Consider the following 17,527-nt stretch of genomic DNA (forward strand, 5'->3'; position numbering starts at 1 on the left):
CGTTAGGGGTGAGGGGTGTCTCCCCCTCCCTCGCGTGAGGGGACTTTCTCGAATCGCTAGGACCGCTAGGACCGCTAGGACCACCTGCGGTTTTGTGCGTTTCACCGCTAGGACCGCGCTAGGACCGCGCTAGGACCACCCATGCCGGGCGGCACCGTTGCCCTACGCATCGTGACCAGCCGGGCACCAGGGGTCCCGCTCTTCTCCGCAGGTGCAGCCAGCAGGGCGGGGCGTGTTCCCGATGGCCACCCCGGAGTAGGCCCACGGCCGGGACCCGTCCGGCAGCCTGTTCCGCGTCCTGCGCAGCGCCGGGACTGCGCTGAACAACTTGGTTCCGAACGTGGCTTCCGTACCGGGATGGTCGCGCCCTGTCTGCGTGCACCAGTCCCGCCATGCGGCGTACAGCGTCTTGATCGCCACCGAGTGCTCGGGGCCCTTGACGCAGCACTCGTCCAGGAAGGCCCGGATGGGCGAGACGGATTCGGCGAGCAGTGCCGCGGCCGTGGCGGACGAGGACGGTTCGACGAACCGTCCCCGCTGCGTCAGGCCGTCGAGTCCTTCCAGTGCCCACGTGAGGATGCTGGGCAGTTCAGCGATCAGGCGCTGTTCCAGGCCCGTGTCCTCCTTACCCAGGAAGGACCGGGTCAGGGTGAGGATGACCAGGCGTGAGGCAACCGCTCCCGAGGCGTCGGCGAAGCTGGGCAGGTCGTTGGACAGGATCATGATCCGGGAGGGCAGACGGCCGGTCCACGGGTCCCGGTACTTCCGGTCCACATCGAGACTGTCTTCACCCGTGATGCTCAGCAGCCGTTCGACAACTTGCTGGGCGCCCGTACGGGGGACACGGGCGTCCCCGATGATCGCCAGGGGCGTCCCGATCAGCGTGGACAGGCCGAAGTTGGTCGCCATGCTGGCCAGGGTCGGGCTGGCCACGTGCCCCTTGCCGATCAGCGCCGTGAGGACGCGCGCGATCGTGCCCTTGCCGGACCGTCGCTCACCGACGAGCAACAGGGCCTTCTGGAGGTCGGTACGCCCGGACAGGACGTACCCGAACCACTGCTGAAGGACTGCGATCGCCTGGTCGTCGTCCGGCCACAGGGACTTGAGGAACTTCAGCCACTCGGTGGGCTCGGGCGCCTGGGCGTTGTAGTCCAGGGGTGACGAGACGAGGTTGAAGAACGCGGGCGTGGAGGCGTGGAGCTCCCGAGTCCGGATGTCCAGGATGCCGTTCCGGCACGCCACGACGTTGCGGTTGCCCGCTCCGCCGAGCCACGCCGGCGCATCCGTGGAGGAGGACAGGTGCGTGACGGCCGCCACCGCTTCCAGAAGGTCCGCCACCTTGCGCCGGTTGGGGGCCCACGGGATCACCTTGGGCTCCCCCTCCTTGTTCACCGTGGTGAAGGTGGCGTGCTCCACCTTCGGGTACAGGTCCGCCTTCATGGCCGCGTCGTCGATCTCCGCCCAGTACGGCCCCTCCCAGCGCATCCACTGCCCCCGCCAGTTCCGCAGGGTCGGGAGCCCGTCGTGGTCCCACGCGGGCAGGAGGGCGCGAGCGACGGCCATCGGGTTGTCCGGGCCGGGAAGCTCTCGGCCTCCCGCCACAGCAGTGGTCGACACCGGGGCGGCGGCCGACCCGTCACCCTCCACGGGGACGGCCTCGGCGGCGAGGTAGCCAGCCGCAAGGTGGTCGTACGCGTCCTTTCCCGCCGCCGCCTCCACCACTTGGTGGGGGATGCTCCGCTTAGCCAGGGATGCCGTGACCTGCCGGGCCCATTCGCGCCCCGGCTCGTCTTTGTCCTGCCATACGGTCACCATCGACGCACCCGTGAGGGAGTCGACGAGCTCGTCTCGCCACTGCTTGGCGCCACCGCTGTTGCAGGTGGCAACGTGCCCTTCCTTGTTCAGCGCGTCGGTGTCCTTCTCCCCCTCCACCACGTGGACGGGGCGGCCCTCCTGCACAGCCTGGAGCACTTCCGGCAACCGGTAGAGCACGTGCCGGATGCCCTTGATCGACCACGTACCGTCTGCGGCTTGCTGGCGGAACTGCTTACCCGGGAGGCGGTGCACGGTGTAGAGCAGCGTGCCGTTCTCGTCGCAGTAGGGGTACTGCCGGGCCAGGGCGCCGTAGTCGACAGAGGCCCAGCCTGGGGCGTCCCGTCGCTCCGCCGCACCCGCCTTCAGGTCGAGAGCGTCCATGACGGCCCGGTAGTCGCAACCGGCGTGGCAGTGAAAGAGCGTCTCGTCCCCGCCGCTCTCTTCCCTGACGGACAGAGAGGCGTTGCGGTCGTCATGGGCGGGGCACTGCCAGTTGTCCCGTCCCGTCTGCCGACACCCCGCCGCCGCAAGCGCGTCGGTGAAGTCGGCGTGGGCGATTCTCACGACGCCTCCCGAACCGACTCGACGGGCCGCAGTTGGTAGCCGGTAAGGCGGTCAGTGACGCAGTTGGTGACCCGAACGCCGTAGTAAGGGGCGCTGCGTCGAGACCCTCCGCCGTGCGTGTGCCTACCACCGCAGAACGGGCAGTCGTCGACGACAAGGCGCCACACATGGTGCTTGGCGCGCTCGGCTCGGCAGTACGCGACTGGCGGCCCGGTCTCGGCGTCTCCCTGTGCTTCCATGGGATGTGGTCCGTTCTTTGCAGGAGCCCCCGGGGGTTCACTGGCCAGTGACCCGGGGCTCCGGTGTTTCTGAGGATGGGCGAGGCCCCTGTCAGGCGTTGGCGCGCCTGGTGGGGGCCGTTCTCATGCGGTGTCAGCGATGCCGAGCAGTGAGAGCAGGTCGGCCCGGGTAACGCGGTACGCGTTGCCGATACGCAGGACCCGGATCGGGTACTCACCGCGCTTGGCCAGGTCATAGCCCTTGGCACGCCCGAGGCTCAGGGCCCGGTTCGCCGTGTCGAGTCCGAAGGAGACGGGGAGGCGGCGAGCATCCTCGGCCGACATGCCCGCACGGCTTGTCTGGGGACGCATGAGGAACTCCTTGTTCCGCAGTGGTCGATTCGTGGGGTCATTTCGACCGTCCACGCACTCACCGTAACGTCCACCCAGCGTGCTTGCAAGGTCGATGCGTCCGGGATACTGTTCCGCTATGGCACAAACTGAGAACTGGAACGCCGTGATCGCTCGCCGCGTCGGTGAGCGCGTCGCGTACTTCCGCAAGCGCGTCGGCGAGAAGGGCATCACCGCCCAGGCTCTCGCCGACCGCTGCGCAGACCTCGGGCACCCGCTGGACCGGACGGTCATCGCCAAGCTTGAGAAGGGCTTGCGACAGTCGGTCACGGTGCCCGATCTGGTCGTCTTGGCCGCCGCGCTCGGAGTATCGCCGACCGCCTTGGCCGTGCCCATCGACCAACAGAAGGACGTGGAGATCCTGCCCGGACAGGAGGTTCCCGCGTATGAGGCGGTGACCTGGTTCGCCGGGGAGCGCTGGCAGGTCTGGGCCTCCAAGGGCATCGGCCCCTCCGAGGACTTCGCCTTGGTCGACATCTACCGAGCCCACGAGCGCCAGGTGGACGAGTGGCGCAGGCAGTCTGAGCAAGTGGCCCGTTGGGTCACTGAGATTGCTCAGGATTCGTCCGCAGAGTCCCGGGTCAAGTGGGCAACCACCATGGTCGACGGCGCCGAGAGGGAGCTACGCCGCGTCCGAGGTGAGCTTGTGCGCCTTGGCGCTCGACTTCCTGATCTGCCGCCAGGACTCCACCACATCGACGAGGACGAGGGGGGTCAGGCGTGAAGGGCTCCACGTACAAGCGCTGCAAGTGCCCCGCCCAGTACGACGGCAAGGGCCGCCGGAAGAACTGCCGCAAGGACCACGGCGCCTGGTACTACGTCGCCGACGTCGGGTTCGGCCCGGACGGCAAGCGCAAGCAGGTCCGCAAGGGTGGGTTCCGGACTTCCGACGATGCCGAGAAGGAGCTGAACAAGCTCCTCAGCCGGGTGAACGAGGGTAGCTACACCCACGACGGAGGTCAGACCGTAGCCGTATGGCTGGGTACGTGGGTGGGGCTGAAGGAGCGCGCTGGCCTACGGCCCTCCACGCTGCGCGCCTACCGCAGCCACATCGACGAGTACCTGGAACCGCAGCTAGGTCGCGTCCGGCTCCAGGATCTGCGCGCCTCGCACGTCGACCAGTTGCTGACCACGCTGGACAACGGGGAACGGAAGGCTGCGACGATCCGGCGCGTCCACGCAACGTTGCGCAGCGCGCTCTCCACCGCCGTGCGACGGCGGCTGATCACTTTCAATGCAGCAAAGGACGTCGACCTGCCTGCGGCCCAGCGCCCGAAGGTGACGCCCTGGGAGCCTGAGGAGCTGGGCCAGTTCCTGGACTCCATCGGCTCCCACCGACTCGGCTCACTGTTCGAGGTGATCGCCGGTACCGGGTTGCGCCGGGGCGAGGCGGTCGGGCTGCGCTGGGACGACGTGGACCTCATGGGCCGCTCCATCGTGGTGCGCCAGCAAGTCGTTCAGGAGTCCGGCCGAAAGAAGAACAAGCTCGCCCCTGCGGAGTGCCCGTACTGCGAGGCCGGTCACCTCGGGATGTCTTTCGGGAAGCCCAAAACGGCATCCGGTGAGAACCGGGTCATTGACTTGGACGAGGTCACCGTGGGCGCGCTCCTCGCCCACGAGCTTCGCCAGCGGGACGAGCGGCAGTCGTGGGGCGAGGCGTACGCGGACCACGGCCTGGTGTTCGCCCGGGAGGACGGGAAGCCGCTGCGCCCGGATGATGTCACCAAGTTGTTCGTCTCCCTGGTCGACGAGGCCGACCTGCGCCGGGTGCGGCTGCACGACCTGCGCCACGGTCAGGCGTCCCTCATGCTGGCGGCCGGGGTCGACATGGCCATCGTGTCCAAGCGATTGGGCCACTCGACGATCACGATCACGTCTGACACCTACTCGCATCTCCTGGGCGGTGTCGGTCGGGACGCTGCGGACCGCGCCTCCGCACTGGTTCCGCGCACCCGTAAGGCCATGCCTGTGACGCCTCCTGACGACGTGTGTGACCACTCGGTGACCACCCCGGCTACGGATTCCGCCGCCGACCACGCCCCGAAAACCGAAGAACCCTCGTCGACGCAGGTCAACGAGGGTTCCGAGGGTGACGCTGTTGGTAGGCCATGTCGGACTCGAACCGACAACCAACGGATTAAAAGTCCGCTGCTCTGCCAATTGAGCTAATGGCCCTTGGCACAACACCCCCGAGCATAGCCGTATCGCTCCCAGGAACCGATCGGGTATCCGACACGGCCCCGTCCCCCGGGGCCCGTGGGCCCCGGGGGCGGGGTGGGTCAGTACAGGGCCTTGAAGCCGTTCCAGCCGCCCGAGCCGATCATGACGCGGCCGGCGTACCCGCCGTTGCCCAGGTTGGTGTAGCGCCAGAGCTTGCCCGTGGTGTCGCGGGCCAGCAGCTCGGCGCGGCCGTCGCCCGTGATGTCTCCGACACTGACGAGGGAGTTGTAGACGCCCCAGCCGCCGCCGACCTTCACACGGGGCGTCAGCCCACCGTTCGCCGTGCCGTAGTAGCGCCACAGCACACCCGCCGCGTCCAGGCCGAGCAGATCGCCCCGCCCGTCACCGTTCAGGTCACCGGCGCCCACGATCTTCTTGTAGAGCTTCCAGTTCGTACCGATCTTCACCCGGGTGCCCAGACGGGCGTCCTCCGTACCCGGGTAGAAGTACAGGTCGCCGGTCGACGCCTGGCGCGCGATCAGATCCTTCCAACCGTCGCCGTTCACATCGCCCGACGACGTCACCACGTCGTACTGGCCCCAGCCCCTGCCGACCAGCGTGTACGCCGAGGAGTCCGAGACGATCGCCCCGCAGCCCGTCCGGTACCCGCGCAGTTCGTCCCCGACCCGCCCGTACACGTCGTTGCAGCCGTCACCGGTCATGTCCCCGACCGGCACCAGAAGCGCGGTGGTCGGGAGCTTCCCGCCCGTGCCGTTGGTCCGTGCGGCCAGACCGCCCGAGCCATTGCCCCGGTAGAGCGACACGAGGCCCGTCGAGTCCATCACCAGCAGGTCGCCGAAGCCGTCGTTCCCGGCGAGGTCCCGCCACGGCAGCACCCGGCCGCCGGTCACGGAGACCACACCCGAGGCGGACAGGTCGAGGCTCTCGCCGTCGGCCGTGTTGGCGGTCAGCGTCCAGGTGAACGTGCCGTCGGTGACCAGCCGGCCCGCGGCGTCCTTGCCGTCCCAGCCGACCGCGATCCGGCCGCGCGTCTCGCCGCCGTCGTACGTACGGACCACCGCGCCGTTCACCTTCCGGCGCAGCGTCAGCTGCCAGTACGACGCCGGCTTCGACAGCGACCAGGCCGCCTTCCAGCCGTCCGTCGCCCTGGCGCTCGTCGGGGTGCTCGCCGCGGTCGCCGTCAGGTCGGAGGTGCGGACGCCGGTCCAGACCGCGTGGATCCGGTTCTCCGCGTCCTTGTACGCCACGGCCCCGCCGAAGCGGTCCACGGTCCAGGTCTCCCGGCGGGCGCCCTGCACGGGGGCGGAGTCCACGAGCGTGCGCGCCGCGGCGGCCGTGCCCGTGTGGAAGTCGATCAGCCGGAGGTACGAGCCCGGGCCCTGGTCCACGACGAAGCCGTCGCCGAGCAGACCACCGCTGTACGAGCCCCTGGGCAGCGCGATCTTCGTGTTCGTGTCCTGGAGGTCGACGACGCCCTGGGCGGAGAACTGGGCGCAGGCCCAGTACAGCCAGCGGCCCGCCACCTGAAGCTCGGTCGCCCGGCAGGTGGCACCCGTCGCGACCGTACCGAGGTCCTTGCCCGTGGCCAGGTCCGTACGGGACACCTGGCCGACCGTGTCCGTACCGGCGAACAGCGTGTCGCCGCGCAGGGCGGCCGCCGTCTGCGGCTGCCGCCGGACGACGGACGGCGCGCCGGGGGCGGCGTCCAGGTCGACGACGAGGGTCTCCTCGCCCGCGACGAGCTCGCCGGGGATGCTCGGGCGCCCGCCCTGGACGACGGCCCACCGGCCGGAGGCGTCGGCGAGACGGGCGCTGCTCTTGCCGGTGGCGGCCCGGGTGGTCTCCTTGGCGGAGCGCCGTCCGACGACCTCCATGCCGCCGACGGATCCGCGGGCCAGGTGGACCGTGCGGCCGTCACCGGAGTCGAACAGCGGGGTCGTGGTCTCCAGCCGCTCCTCGGACCCGACGGAGACGGGCTCGGACTGGCCGGTGTGCAGCGGACCGACCGGCAGGTTCCGCGCGAAGAAGCCCCGGCCGAGCTGGCCGTCCCGCTCCAGGGTGGAGAGCCGGCCCGCGCCGAGGGCGAGCGACTGCACCGCCGTGGCCAGCGGTTCGACGCGGCGCAGCTTCTCCAGGACCGGCGCGCCACCGCCCTTGCCGGGGACGGCCTTCAGGAGGAACCAGTCGGTGGCTGAGGAGCCGCCGACGACGGCCGCGCCGACCCCGCCGACGATCTGGTTGATCTCCGGCTCGGTCTTCTCCAGGAGCGTCTGCGGGACACCGTCGGGAGACAGCGCGACCAGACGCCGCTTCAGCGAGGCGTCCGTGCCCGAGGCCTCGTCGACGGCGAGCACCCAGTCGCCGACCAGGCCGATACGGGCGGAGCTGAGCCCCTCGGGCAGCGCGAACGTCCGCTCGGCGCCGGTCAGGGCCGAGCGCTCCCTGATGTGCACCTGGCGGTTCCGGTCCACCCACGCGATCCGGTCGGCGCTCAGGGCCACCGGCGCGACGAGGATGCTCGCCCCGACGGAGGTCGGCGCCTCGATGACCGTCATCTGCCCGGTCCGCAGGTCGACGACGCCCAGGTCGGTGGGGTTGTACGCGTCGTCCCCGCGGCCGAAGCGGATCACGGCCGCGGTGTCGTCGCCCGCGACGAGCCGCGCCATGTGCAGGTTGGCGTCCTCGGGGAAGCCGGTGACGGGGATCTTGGTCCCCGTCGCGTCCCCGGCGCGCCGCAGGTAGTAGCCGGTGGTCGTCTGCGACGACTCCTCGGACTCGTACTGCTGGAAGAGCAGGGTGTCGCCGAGCAGACCCCGGTAGCTCGCGTCGCGCGGCAGCGTCAGCGGCTGCTCGGTGCCGGTCGCGAGGTCGCGGAGGTACCGGTTGCCGGCACCGCGCTCGACGTACGCGTACCGCCCGCCGACCCCGGTCTCGGCGAACGCCGGATTGCCGGAGCCGTACCCGAGGGACGTGGTCTCGCCGCTCGCGAAGTCGGTCCAGAAGAGCTCGCCGCCGAAGTGCTCGTCGGCGTCCTCGGTCTCGTGCGCGTAGCCCCCGGCGCTGACCGCCTTGACGGCCGCCTGCCGGGGCACGGTCCGCCAGTTGGGCGTGATGTCGAGCTGGTCGCCGGGCGGTACGGCGGCGGGCACGGCCGCCGGCAGCGCGGTGGCCGTCGGGACGGCGGTGGCCGGCGTCGCGCCGATCACCGAGGCGACGAGCGCGGCGGCCACGACGGCCGTACGCGCGCGGTGATCACGCGCGCGTGAAGAGCGTGCCAACGAGGGTCCCTCCCCGGGAATCCTGAAAGATGAGGAAACAGGGCGGAAGCGGGAACGGATTCACCGTGCGCCGGGCCCCCTGGCCGACGCTCCCCACCCATGTCAACAGCGCCGACAGTAACAGCCGCGACCGACACCCGGCAGCCGGGTTGTCGCCCACCGCCCACCCCATTTCGAACCCGTTCAACGAAGCGGGGCCCGTACGGAGAACAACTCCCGTACGAGCCCCGAACGACACGTCACGCGTCACGCGCGTCACGCGTCACACGCGTCACGCAGCACGCCTCACGACAGCGTCTTGTACATCTGCCAGCCGCCGCCGATCTTCACCCGGCCCGCGAGCGTGCCCGCGCCGGTGCCGTTGTACCGCCACAGCGCACCGGCCGTGTCCCGGGCGACCAGGTCCGCCTTGCCGTCGCCGGTGATGTCACCGACGGCCGCGAGCGCGTTGTAGCCCTGCCAGCCGCCGCCGATCTTCACCCGCGGGCCGAACGCGCCCTTGCCGTTGCCGTTGTACCGCCACAGCTCACCGGACGGCGTGCGCGCAAGCAGGTCGCCGGCCTTGTCGCCGTTCAGGTCGCCGACGCCGACGACCGAGTTGTAGATCTGCCAGCCGCCGCCGAGCTTCACACGGCCCTTGAACTTGCCCGTGCCGTCGTCGGCGTACATCCACAGCTCACCGGCCGGCGTGCGCGCCAGCAGGTCGGTGCGGCCGTCGCCGGTCAGATCGCCGGGCGCGGTCAGGACGTTGTAGATGTTCCAGCCCGAACCGAGCACGGCCTTCGGCCCGCCCGGCGCGAAGGCCTTCCCGCAGCCGCCGTCATGACGCGTCAGGACACCCGCGGAGCTCCGCACGAGCAGGTCGTTGCACCGGTCGCCCGACAGGTCCCCGAACGGAACGACCGTCGACGTCGCCGGCCACCCGCTCGCCGAGGGCCCGGTCCCGAGCCCACCGGTCCCGGTGCCCGTCCGCACGGTCAGCGCCCCGGCCGGGGTCAGCCCGAGCAGGTCGCCCTTGCCGTCACCGCTGTAGTCCCGCCACTTGGGGAGCGGCTTGACCGGGGCGGGCGCGGTGGTGGCGGACCGCATCTGGCTGATGAAGTCGCCGGTGGACTGCTCCCACACGGCGACGGGCCGGTTGGCGGCGTCGACGGTGACCAGACCGATGGCGTAGCCGGTGGTGTTGGTGGAGAGCGGTGTCGGGGCGGCGGACCAGGCACCGTTGACCCGCGAGGAGGTCATCAGCTTCCGGTCCCCGTCGCCCTGGGTCCACACGGCGTGGAAGGTGCCGTCCGGGCCGACCGTCAGGTCGAACTGGTCGTCAGGGACGTAGCCCGTGGAGATCGTCTTCATCGCGGACCAGGTGCCGTTGGCGGCCCGCGTGGTGGTCCGCGCGGTGAAGCCGGTGTCCTCGTCGTAGGCGACCCCGAGCAGGGTGACGTCACCCTCCGGGCCGACGGCGACCTTGCGCCAGGCACCGGTCCGGAACCCGTTGGCTGGCTCCGGGGCTCCCCAGGTCAGGCTGCCGGCCGGACGCTGGGCGATCACCTCGGTATGGGGGCCGTCGGACGCCGGGTCGTCCTGCGTCTGCCAGACCAGCGCGGCGTGGCCGCCCCGGCCGATGGACAGCGTGGGGCCGGTGGGGTACTTCCCGGGGGCCGAGACGGTGACCGGCTTGGTCCACGTGCCGCCGGCCGTCCGGTCGACGACCTTGACCTCACCGGTCTTGGGGCCGCCGTGGACGTAGGCCACGGTCGCCGTGCCCTGCGCCGAGTAGATGAGCTCCGGCTCGGAGGAGAGCCCCGCGTCCGCCGTGGGCTCGTCGAGCCGGGTCGGCTCGGACCAGGCCGCGCCCGGGGCGGTGCGGACAGAGGAGTACACCCCTGCCCTCCCCGCCGAGACGCCCACCCAGACGGCGACGAGCTCGCCCGACGGCGAGCCGGCCAGATGACCGCTGTGCACCCAGCCCGGGTAGGTCATGATGTCCGACGCGGCGGACCACGTCGTGGCCCCGGCCGCGAGGGTGGCCATACGGAACACACCGCCGGGCTTCTCGTCGCCCGGCGCACCGTCGTTCGGGTACTCCATCCAGGCCGCCGTGACGGACCCGTCGGCCGAGACCGTGAGGTCGGCCTGAGCTCGCTGGCTGGGCAGCGCGGACAGGACGTGCGTCGCACCCCAGACGGAGCTGCCCGCCGGGCGCACCGCCACGACGAGGTCGTTCTTGCTGTGGTCCTCGGGAATCCGGTACCAGAGGGCGACGATCGCCCCGTCCTTGGCCGTCTTGAGGTCCACGAGGCTGAGGATGGACGTGCCGTCGGTCAGAGGCACGGACGCCGCCCACGGGTCGAGCGTCGCGGCGGCAGCGGCGGCGGGAGCGGCCGGCGCGGCGGTAGCCGACGCGGCCAGCGGTCCGACGCCGGCGAGAAGGGTCGCGGCGGTGACGGCCGCGATGGAATGGCGTAGAAGAGCGCTACGAGGCACTCGGGTCCTCCCCTGAGGCATGCACGAAAGAAGAGGCATGGGGAAGGCAGCGGTGCTCATGCAGAACAGACGTCGCTTCGCGGCCCCCCGGCCGCACCACCCCCATGCGAATGCGCCGATGCTAACAGCCGCCCACCGGGCGTCGAAAGCAAGTTTCGAACCCGTTCAAAGAAGCAGGGCCCGTACGTCACCGAAGTGTCGTACGGGCCCTGCTCAGAGCTTGCTCAGCGTGTTACGCCAGGTCAGCCGTTGCGCTTCCAGCGCGGCTTCTCGTCGCGGCGGCCGAAGGAGGAGCCGCCCGTCGAGCCGGTGCCGCGGTGGTCGCCGCCACGGTGGTCGTCACGACGGCCGTACGGACGGTCGCTGCCGCCCGAGCGGAAGCCGCCCGAGGGGCGGTCGTCGCGACGGTCGCGGTTGAACGGACGGTCGCTGCCGCGGTGGCCGCCGGTGGGGCGGTCGTCGCGACGGAAGCCACCGCCACGGTTGTCGTCACGGCGGTCGTTGTCGCGGCGGAAGCCGCCCGACGAGCGGTCGTCACGGTTGAAGCCGCCCGAGGGACGGTCGTCGCGGCGGAAGCCACCGCCACGGTTGTCGTCACGACGGTCGCCACCCGAGCGGAAGCCGCCCGACGGACGGTCGTTGTCACGACGGAAGCCACCGCCACGGTTGTCATCGCGGTTGAAGCCGCCCGAGGGACGGTCGTCGCGGCGGAAGCCACCACCACGGTTGTCGTCACGACGGTCGCCACCCGAGCGGAAGCCGCCCGACGGACGGTCGTTGTCACGACGGAAGCCACCGCCACGGTTGTCGTCACGACGGTCGTCGCGGCGGAAGCCACCGGACGGACGGTCGTTGTCGCGGCGGAAGCCACCGCGGTCACCGCGGTCGCCACCACGGTCACGGCGCTCGTAGTTGCCCCGCTCGTCGCGGAACGCCGGGGTGCGCTCCTCGCGACGCTCCTGGACCGGCTCGGCGGCGACGACGGCAGCGGCGACCTCGGCCTCGGCGGCCTCCGTCACCTCGGCGATCGCGGCCTCCGGGTCCTCGCCCCGCTCGCGCGCGGAACGGGCGACCAGACGGTCGGCCTCCTCGCGGAGCTCGGCGGCGCGGCGCGTCAGACGCTCCAGCTGCTTGGTGAGGTCGGCGACCTCACGCTCGGCCTGCTTGGCGGCGTTGTTCGCGGAGTCGGCCTGGACCTCGGTGAGCGAACGCGCACCGGTGATCTCGGCGACCTCCGGGTCGAACGCCCCGGCCCCGCCCACGATGTGACGCGAGGCGTCGACGCCCGCGTCTTCCATCAGACGGAAGATCTGACGACGCTGGTGCGGCAGCGCGAGGGAGACCACGACACCCGAGCGGCCGGCACGGGCGGTACGGCCCGAGCGGTGCAGGTAGTCCTTGTGGTCACCGGCCGGGTCCACGTTCAGGACCAGGTCGATGCCGTCGACGTGGATACCGCGGGCGGCGACGTCAGTGGCGACCAGCGCGTTGACGTAGCCGTCCTTGAAGTCGGCGAGGACGCGGGTACGGGCACCCTGCGTCATGCCGCCGTGCAGCGCGTCGGCCTTCACGCCGGCCTCGACGAGCTGCTCGGCGATGCGGTCGGCGCCCAGCTGGGTGCGGACGAAGATGATCGTGCGGCCCTTGCGGGCGGCGATGGCGGCCGTGACCGGCGCCTTGTCCTTCGGCTTCACGACGAGGACGTGGTGGGTCATCGTGGTGACGTTGCCCTGGGCGCTGTCGACCTCGTGGCTGACCGGGTTGTTCAGGTAGCGCTTGACCAGCGTGCCGATCTCGTTCTCCATGGTGGCGGAGAAGAGCATGCGCTGGCCGCCCTCGGGAACCTGGTCGAGCAGCTCGGTGACCTCGGGCAGGAAGCCCAGGTCGGACATCTGGTCGGCCTCGTCGAGGACGGCGACCTGGACGTTCTCCAGGGAGCAGGCGCCACGGTTGATGATGTCGCGCAGTCGGCCCGGGGTGGCGACGAGGATGTCGACGCCGCGCTCCAGGGCGTAGATCTGGTTGCCCATGGACGTACCGCCGCAGACGACCTTGATCTTCAGGCCGAGCACGTCACCGTACGGCTGGAGGGCGTCCGCGACCTGCATCGCGAGCTCACGGGTCGGGGTGAGGATGACCGCGCGGGGCTTCTTCTTCTCGGTGTGACCGCCGGCCAGCTGGGCCAGGGTCGGCAGACCGAAGGAGAGGGTCTTGCCGGAGCCGGTACGGCCGCGGCCGAGGATGTCCTTGCCGGCCAGGGCGTCCGGGATGGTCGCCGCCTGGATCGGGAAGGGGGTGGTGACACCGTTCTGCGCGAGCTTGCGGACGACGCCCTCGGGCAGGCCCAGGTCGGCGAAGGTGATGGTGGGCTCCGAGGCCTCGGCCTCGGCGGCCTCGGGGGCCTCGGTGACGTCGGGGGCCTCGGTCTCGACGATCTCGGTGGCCTCTACGGCCTCGACGATCTCGTCGTTCTCGGGCATGACGGCGTGGTCAGGACTAAAAATGGACATGCGAAATGCGAAACCTTCCGGAGTCTCGGCACGCGCCCGTCAACTCCGTGAAATTCGCAATTCGACCGCCTCAATGCGGTCCAGCCACGGCTAGGGAGAGTACGCGCCACGCGGCGCTCTTCTGTGTCGGCGCCGGGCAATGGGATCAAACGATCTACCACCATACGCACCCTCCCCCACCTATGGCAAACCGGACTCCGTCACACCGGTCCGACCTGCGGTGATGCCTCCGGCTCCACCTGCGCACCCGGCCCGTCCGCCGCCCGCATGGCACCCATGTGGGTGTCCGCTCCCGGGGTCGCGGTCGGCGAGTCGGTCGGCTCCGGCGTCGGCTCCGGAGTGGGGCTCGGACTCGGCTCCACGGTCGGCTCGGGCGTCGGCTCCGGCGGGTCCACCGGCGGCGTGGGCTCCCCGCCCGGCGCGCTCGGCCCGCCGGCGCTGCCGCCCTGCCCGCCGGACCCACCGGGCTCCTGGCCGCCCGGCTTCGGCCTGCCGCCCGAAGCCCCGCCCGCCGGCTCCTCGACCGGGGGCGCCCCGGAGACCGACGGCGAGCCGCTCGGCACCGGAGACTCCGCACCCGCGCCGGCCGCGTCGGGACCGCTCTTGCCCGACGTGTCCCGACCGGTGCCGCCGTGCCGCCCCGAGCCCCCGGCGCCCTCGCCGGAATCGGCCGCATCGCCCTGCTTCCCCGCGGACTTGCTCGGCGCCGGCTTCGCGCCCTCGTCACTCACACTCATGCAGCCGCTCAGACCTGCACAGGCCGCGACCGCCAACGCGGTCGCGGCCCATCTCACGCGGGTGGGCAAATGGCGCACGGAGGGCACCTCCAGGACACAAAGGGCGGGAACAGCGGGCGGAAAAACCGTGTTTCGCTGCCCAACTCCCTTTGCACCACAAGGGACACGCCCCCGGGGCAACCCCGTGCCCCCGACCACCCCCGGCCCGGCCCGTCAGCCCGTCGGCCCGTCAGCCGTAGCCGAGCGCGTGGAGCCGCTCGTCGTCGATGCCGAAATGGTGGGCGATCTCGTGGGCGACGGTGATCTCGGTCTCGGCGACCACGTCCTCCCGCGACTCGCACATCCGCAGCGTCGGCCCCCGGTAGATCGTGATCCGGTCCGGCAGCACCCCCGCGTACCACTCGCCCCGGTCCGTCAGCGGAGTCCCCTCGTACAGCCCGAGCAGCTCAGGATCGTCCGGCGCGGGCTCGTCCTCCACGAACACCGCGACGTTGTCCATCAGCCGCGTCAGCTCCGGCGGGATCCGGTCCAGGGCCTCGGCGACAAGCTCCTCGAACTCCTCACGCGTCATCTCCAGCACCCGGCCATTGTCCCCCCAGGCGAAACCGTTTTGGCGATAGCGGCCGCCATCCCATATGCTTCTCACGTCCCCGACGCGCTGCGAAGCGCGCAGGTGAGCCTCTAGCCCTCATCGTCTAGTGGCCCAGGACGCCGCCCTTTCAAGGCGGTAGCACGGGTTCGAATCCCGTTGGGGGCACGCAACATCCTGTGCGAGACTTGTTCTCGCACACCGCAAGGCTCTGTGGAGCAGTTGGTTAGCTCGCCACCCTGTCAAGGTGGAGGTCGCGGGTTCAAGTCCCGTCAGAGTCGCTGAGGCTGGAAACAGTCTCGTGGCTGGGTAGCTCAGTTGGTACGAGCGATCGCCTGAAAAGCGATAGGTCGCCGGTTCGACCCCGGCCCCAGCCACAGAGAGAAGGCCCCGTTCGAAAGAACGGGGCCTTTTTCGTGTACGGAGACGGGGCACGCCCGGGCGGGCGGGGTACGCGCGTCAGCCCGCGCACCCCGCCCGCCCTAGGCCCCCAGGCCCCCGCCCTCAGGCCTCCCGGCCCCGTCGCCCTCGCCACCCGCGCACCGCGAGCACCACGGCCACCAGGGCGACCACTGCCACGAGCAGCGCCCAGTCCGGCACCGAACGGCCCAAGGACGCCACCCGCTCCTCCACCGCGAACGAGTCGTCCACCGACAGCAGGCCCGGCAGCGCCGTCGTGCCGTCGAAGACCAGGAAGACCGTGCCGAGCACCACGAAGAACAGCCCCGACAGCAGCGAGGTCGTGTGCAGCTCGAAGCGCCCGGCCCGGACGGTCCGGCCCCGCAGCCAGCGGCGCCGGCCCAGCTCGTACCGCTCCCAGAGCAGCGCCAGCAGGAACAGCGGCACCGCCATCCCCAGCGCGTACACCGCGAGGAGCAGCCCGCCGTACGCCGGGCTGCCGCTCAGCGCCGCGACCGTCAGGACGCTGCCGAGGATCGGGCCCGCGCAGAAGCCGGCCAGGCCGTAGACCAGGCCGAGGGCGTAGACGGAGACCGCCGTCGTGGGGCGGATCCGGCCGCTGGCCTCGGCGATCCGGCGCGAGGCGAAGCCCATCCCGAGGATCTGGAGCACGCCGAGCACGATGATCGTCCAGCCGCCGACGGCCACCAGCACGTCCCGGTGGCCGTAGAAGAGCCGCCCGGCGAAGGAACCGGCGGCGCCGAGCGGGACGAGGGTGGTCGCCAGACCCGCGTAGAAGATGCCGGTACGGGCGAGCAGCCGGCTCTTCGAGTCGATCGAGTACGCGAAGAAGGCCGGGAGCAGCAGGGCGCTGCACGGGCTCAGGAGGGCGAGAAGGCCCCCGAGGAACGCGGCCAGATAGCCGATGTCGGCGGTCACTCCCCGGCCCCGCCGTCGGTCTTCCCTGCCTCGCCGTCGGTCTTCCCTGCCTCGCCGTCGGCCTTCCCCGCTCCTCCGTCGGCCCCGCCGTCGGTCTCGCCCGACCCGCCCTTCGGCTTCGCCGTCTTCGCCGTCTTCGCCGTCTTCGCCGCCGCGTCGATCGCCTCCGTGAAGGCCTCCATCGGCTGCGCGCCGGCGATCGGCCGGCCGTTGACCAGGAACGACGGGGTCGAGGTGGCACCCAGCGAGTACGCCTGCTCCTGGTCCTTGCTCACCGCCGCGCGGGCCTCCGCGCCGTCCGTGTCCTTCGCGAACCGCGCGAGGTCGGGGACCCCGGCCTCCCGCGCGAGCGCGTTCAGCCGGTCCTTGCCGAAGCCCTTCTCCTTGGCGCCCTCCGCGTACGCGGCCTTGTGGAACTCCCAGAACCGGCCCTGCTGCCCCGCCGCCCACGACGCACGGGCCGCCGCCTCCGACTCCTCGCCGAAGATCGGAAAGTTCCGCCACTCGATGCGCAGGGTGCCGTTGTCGACGTACTTCTTCACCAGCTCGGGCTCGGTGTCGCGGGCGAACTTCCCGCAGTAGCCGCACTTGAAGTCGGCGTACTCGATGAGCACCACGGGCGCGTCGGCCCGCCCCAGGGCCAGCTTGTCGGAGGCGTCGCGGCGGGCGTAGGCCTCCAGCTCCGGGTAGACGCCGGCGGACGGGTCGGCGGAGACCTCGGCGGCCGAGGAGCCGGACGAGCCCCCGGAGTCGGGCGCGGTCGCGGTGAACGAGACGACGCCGAGCAGCACGGCGGCGAGGGCCACCCCGGAGACGATCATGATCGGCTTGGACTTGGACGTGGACATGCGGAAGCGCTCCTGAACGTGACGGAAGAGAGGACGGACGACGACGGCGGTCGGCCCTCTAGACGCGCAGGATCGACAGCTCCACGGGTGAGGGGGGTACGAGCTCCGGCGGCTCCGGCCCCGGAATCAGCTCGCGTACGGCCTGGTCACAGCCCCAGACCCCGGCCCCGGCCGTCCGCTCGGCCGCCAGCGTGGGCAGCAGCTCGCCGAAACCGTTCGGGCGCGGCGGTGTGGCCGGTCGGCCTGCGCCTTCGACCGCGTGGCTCTGGCCACAGCCCGGCGCCTCGTTCGCGACGGCCACGAGGACCGGCACCCGCTCGGGCGCACTCGCCCCTGCCGCACCCGCCACGCCCGCCATCCCCGTCGAGCCGCACCCCAGCACCCCGAGCACGACGCCCACCAGCGCGGCGAGCGCCGCGAGCGGGCGGGCGGTGCGGGTCATGGGGGTACCTCTCGGATCTTCGGCTCGGACGGCGGATCGGACTGCGGATCGGTCTTCGGTGGGTCTTCGGCTCGGTCTTCGGGCGGTCCTCAGCCCGACGTGCCCGAAATAT

11 protein-coding genes, 4 tRNA genes and 1 pseudogene are annotated in these 17,527 nt (G+C 71.2%); 5 read left to right on the top strand and 11 right to left on the bottom strand.

Translation table 11 applies throughout. The annotated features are described in order from the left end of the window. Positions 1 to 162: 162 nt before the first annotated feature. Positions 163 to 2,379 carry a phage/plasmid primase, P4 family gene (locus ACGFYP_RS07485; RefSeq protein ID WP_393487653.1) on the bottom strand — a complete coding sequence of 739 codons (2,217 nt, stop codon included), beginning with the start codon at positions 2,377 to 2,379 and terminating at the stop codon, positions 163 to 165. A 362-nt stretch (positions 2,380 to 2,741) separates the two neighbouring features. Next, positions 2,742 to 2,969, bottom strand: a complete 228-nt coding sequence (locus ACGFYP_RS07490) for a hypothetical protein (RefSeq protein ID WP_393487656.1) — start codon at positions 2,967 to 2,969, stop codon at positions 2,742 to 2,744. A 118-nt stretch (positions 2,970 to 3,087) separates the two neighbouring features. On the opposite strand from ACGFYP_RS07490, the gene ACGFYP_RS07495 reads away from it, so the two are divergent. Together ACGFYP_RS07495 and ACGFYP_RS07500 are read left to right on the top strand one after the other, a co-directional pair. Next, on the top strand, positions 3,088 to 3,732 hold the full coding sequence (locus ACGFYP_RS07495) for a helix-turn-helix domain-containing protein (RefSeq protein ID WP_393487658.1): 645 nt from the start codon (positions 3,088 to 3,090) through the stop codon (positions 3,730 to 3,732). Then, a pseudogene (locus ACGFYP_RS07500) lies at positions 3,729 to 4,844 on the top strand (tyrosine-type recombinase/integrase); the annotation flags it as partial. The gene ACGFYP_RS07495 and the pseudogene ACGFYP_RS07500, both read left to right, overlap by 4 nt. 263 nt (positions 4,845 to 5,107) lie before the next feature. Here the strand turns inward: ACGFYP_RS07500 and ACGFYP_RS07505 are convergent. The 6 genes from ACGFYP_RS07505 to ACGFYP_RS07530 all read right to left on the bottom strand — a co-directional run bounded on the left by ACGFYP_RS07505 (position 5,108) and on the right by ACGFYP_RS07530 (position 14,778). Continuing rightward, positions 5,108 to 5,183 (bottom strand) — tRNA-Lys (locus ACGFYP_RS07505). A gap of 104 nt (positions 5,184 to 5,287) precedes the next feature. Beyond that, a complete protein-coding gene (locus tag ACGFYP_RS07510) occupies positions 5,288 to 8,467 on the bottom strand; it encodes an FG-GAP-like repeat-containing protein (RefSeq protein WP_393487660.1) in 3,180 nt (1,059 codons plus the stop codon). A 285-nt stretch (positions 8,468 to 8,752) separates the two neighbouring features. Then, positions 8,753 to 10,951, bottom strand: coding sequence for an FG-GAP repeat domain-containing protein (locus ACGFYP_RS07515; protein WP_393487662.1), 2,199 nt, complete (start codon positions 10,949 to 10,951; stop codon positions 8,753 to 8,755). Between the two features lie 242 nt (positions 10,952 to 11,193). After that, positions 11,194 to 13,461 (bottom strand): DEAD/DEAH box helicase, encoded by a 2,268-nt coding sequence (locus ACGFYP_RS07520; protein ID WP_393487666.1) that lies wholly within the window; start codon positions 13,459 to 13,461, stop codon positions 11,194 to 11,196. A gap of 200 nt (positions 13,462 to 13,661) precedes the next feature. Then, positions 13,662 to 14,198 carry a hypothetical protein gene (locus tag ACGFYP_RS07525; protein WP_393487669.1) on the bottom strand — a complete coding sequence of 179 codons (537 nt, stop codon included), beginning with the start codon at positions 14,196 to 14,198 and terminating at the stop codon, positions 13,662 to 13,664. Positions 14,199 to 14,427: 229 nt separating this feature from the next. Then, complete coding sequence (locus ACGFYP_RS07530) at positions 14,428 to 14,778, bottom strand: metallopeptidase family protein (RefSeq protein ID WP_393487672.1); 351 nt, start codon at positions 14,776 to 14,778, stop codon at positions 14,428 to 14,430. A 104-nt stretch (positions 14,779 to 14,882) separates the two neighbouring features. On the opposite strand from ACGFYP_RS07530, the gene ACGFYP_RS07535 reads away from it, so the two are divergent. The 3 genes from ACGFYP_RS07535 (at position 14,883) to ACGFYP_RS07545 (ending at position 15,164) form a co-directional block, all read left to right on the top strand. Next, positions 14,883 to 14,955, top strand: a tRNA-Glu gene (locus ACGFYP_RS07535). Positions 14,956 to 14,994: 39 nt separating this feature from the next. Continuing rightward, positions 14,995 to 15,068, top strand: a tRNA-Asp gene (locus ACGFYP_RS07540). Positions 15,069 to 15,090: 22 nt separating this feature from the next. After that, a tRNA-Phe gene (locus ACGFYP_RS07545) sits at positions 15,091 to 15,164 on the top strand. 127 nt (positions 15,165 to 15,291) lie between these two features. Here the strand turns inward: ACGFYP_RS07545 and ACGFYP_RS07550 are convergent. The 3 genes from ACGFYP_RS07550 to ACGFYP_RS07560 are packed head-to-tail and all read right to left on the bottom strand — an operon-like array spanning position 15,292 to position 17,415. Next, positions 15,292 to 16,125 (bottom strand): cytochrome c biogenesis CcdA family protein, encoded by an 834-nt coding sequence (locus tag ACGFYP_RS07550; protein ID WP_393487674.1) that lies wholly within the window; start codon positions 16,123 to 16,125, stop codon positions 15,292 to 15,294. Then, entirely contained in the window at positions 16,122 to 16,973 is an 852-nt protein-coding gene (locus tag ACGFYP_RS07555) for a DsbA family protein (protein ID WP_393487676.1), read from the bottom strand. Before ACGFYP_RS07555 ends, ACGFYP_RS07550 begins: the two co-directional genes overlap by 4 nt. Before the next feature lie 58 nt (positions 16,974 to 17,031). After that, a complete protein-coding gene (locus ACGFYP_RS07560) occupies positions 17,032 to 17,415 on the bottom strand; it encodes a hypothetical protein (RefSeq protein ID WP_393487679.1) in 384 nt (127 codons plus the stop codon). Positions 17,416 to 17,527 lie beyond the last annotated feature (112 nt).

The organism is Streptomyces sp. NPDC048370 (genome assembly GCF_043200825.1).
In the GTDB taxonomy this organism is placed as follows: Bacteria; Actinomycetota; Actinomycetes; order Streptomycetales; family Streptomycetaceae; genus Streptomyces.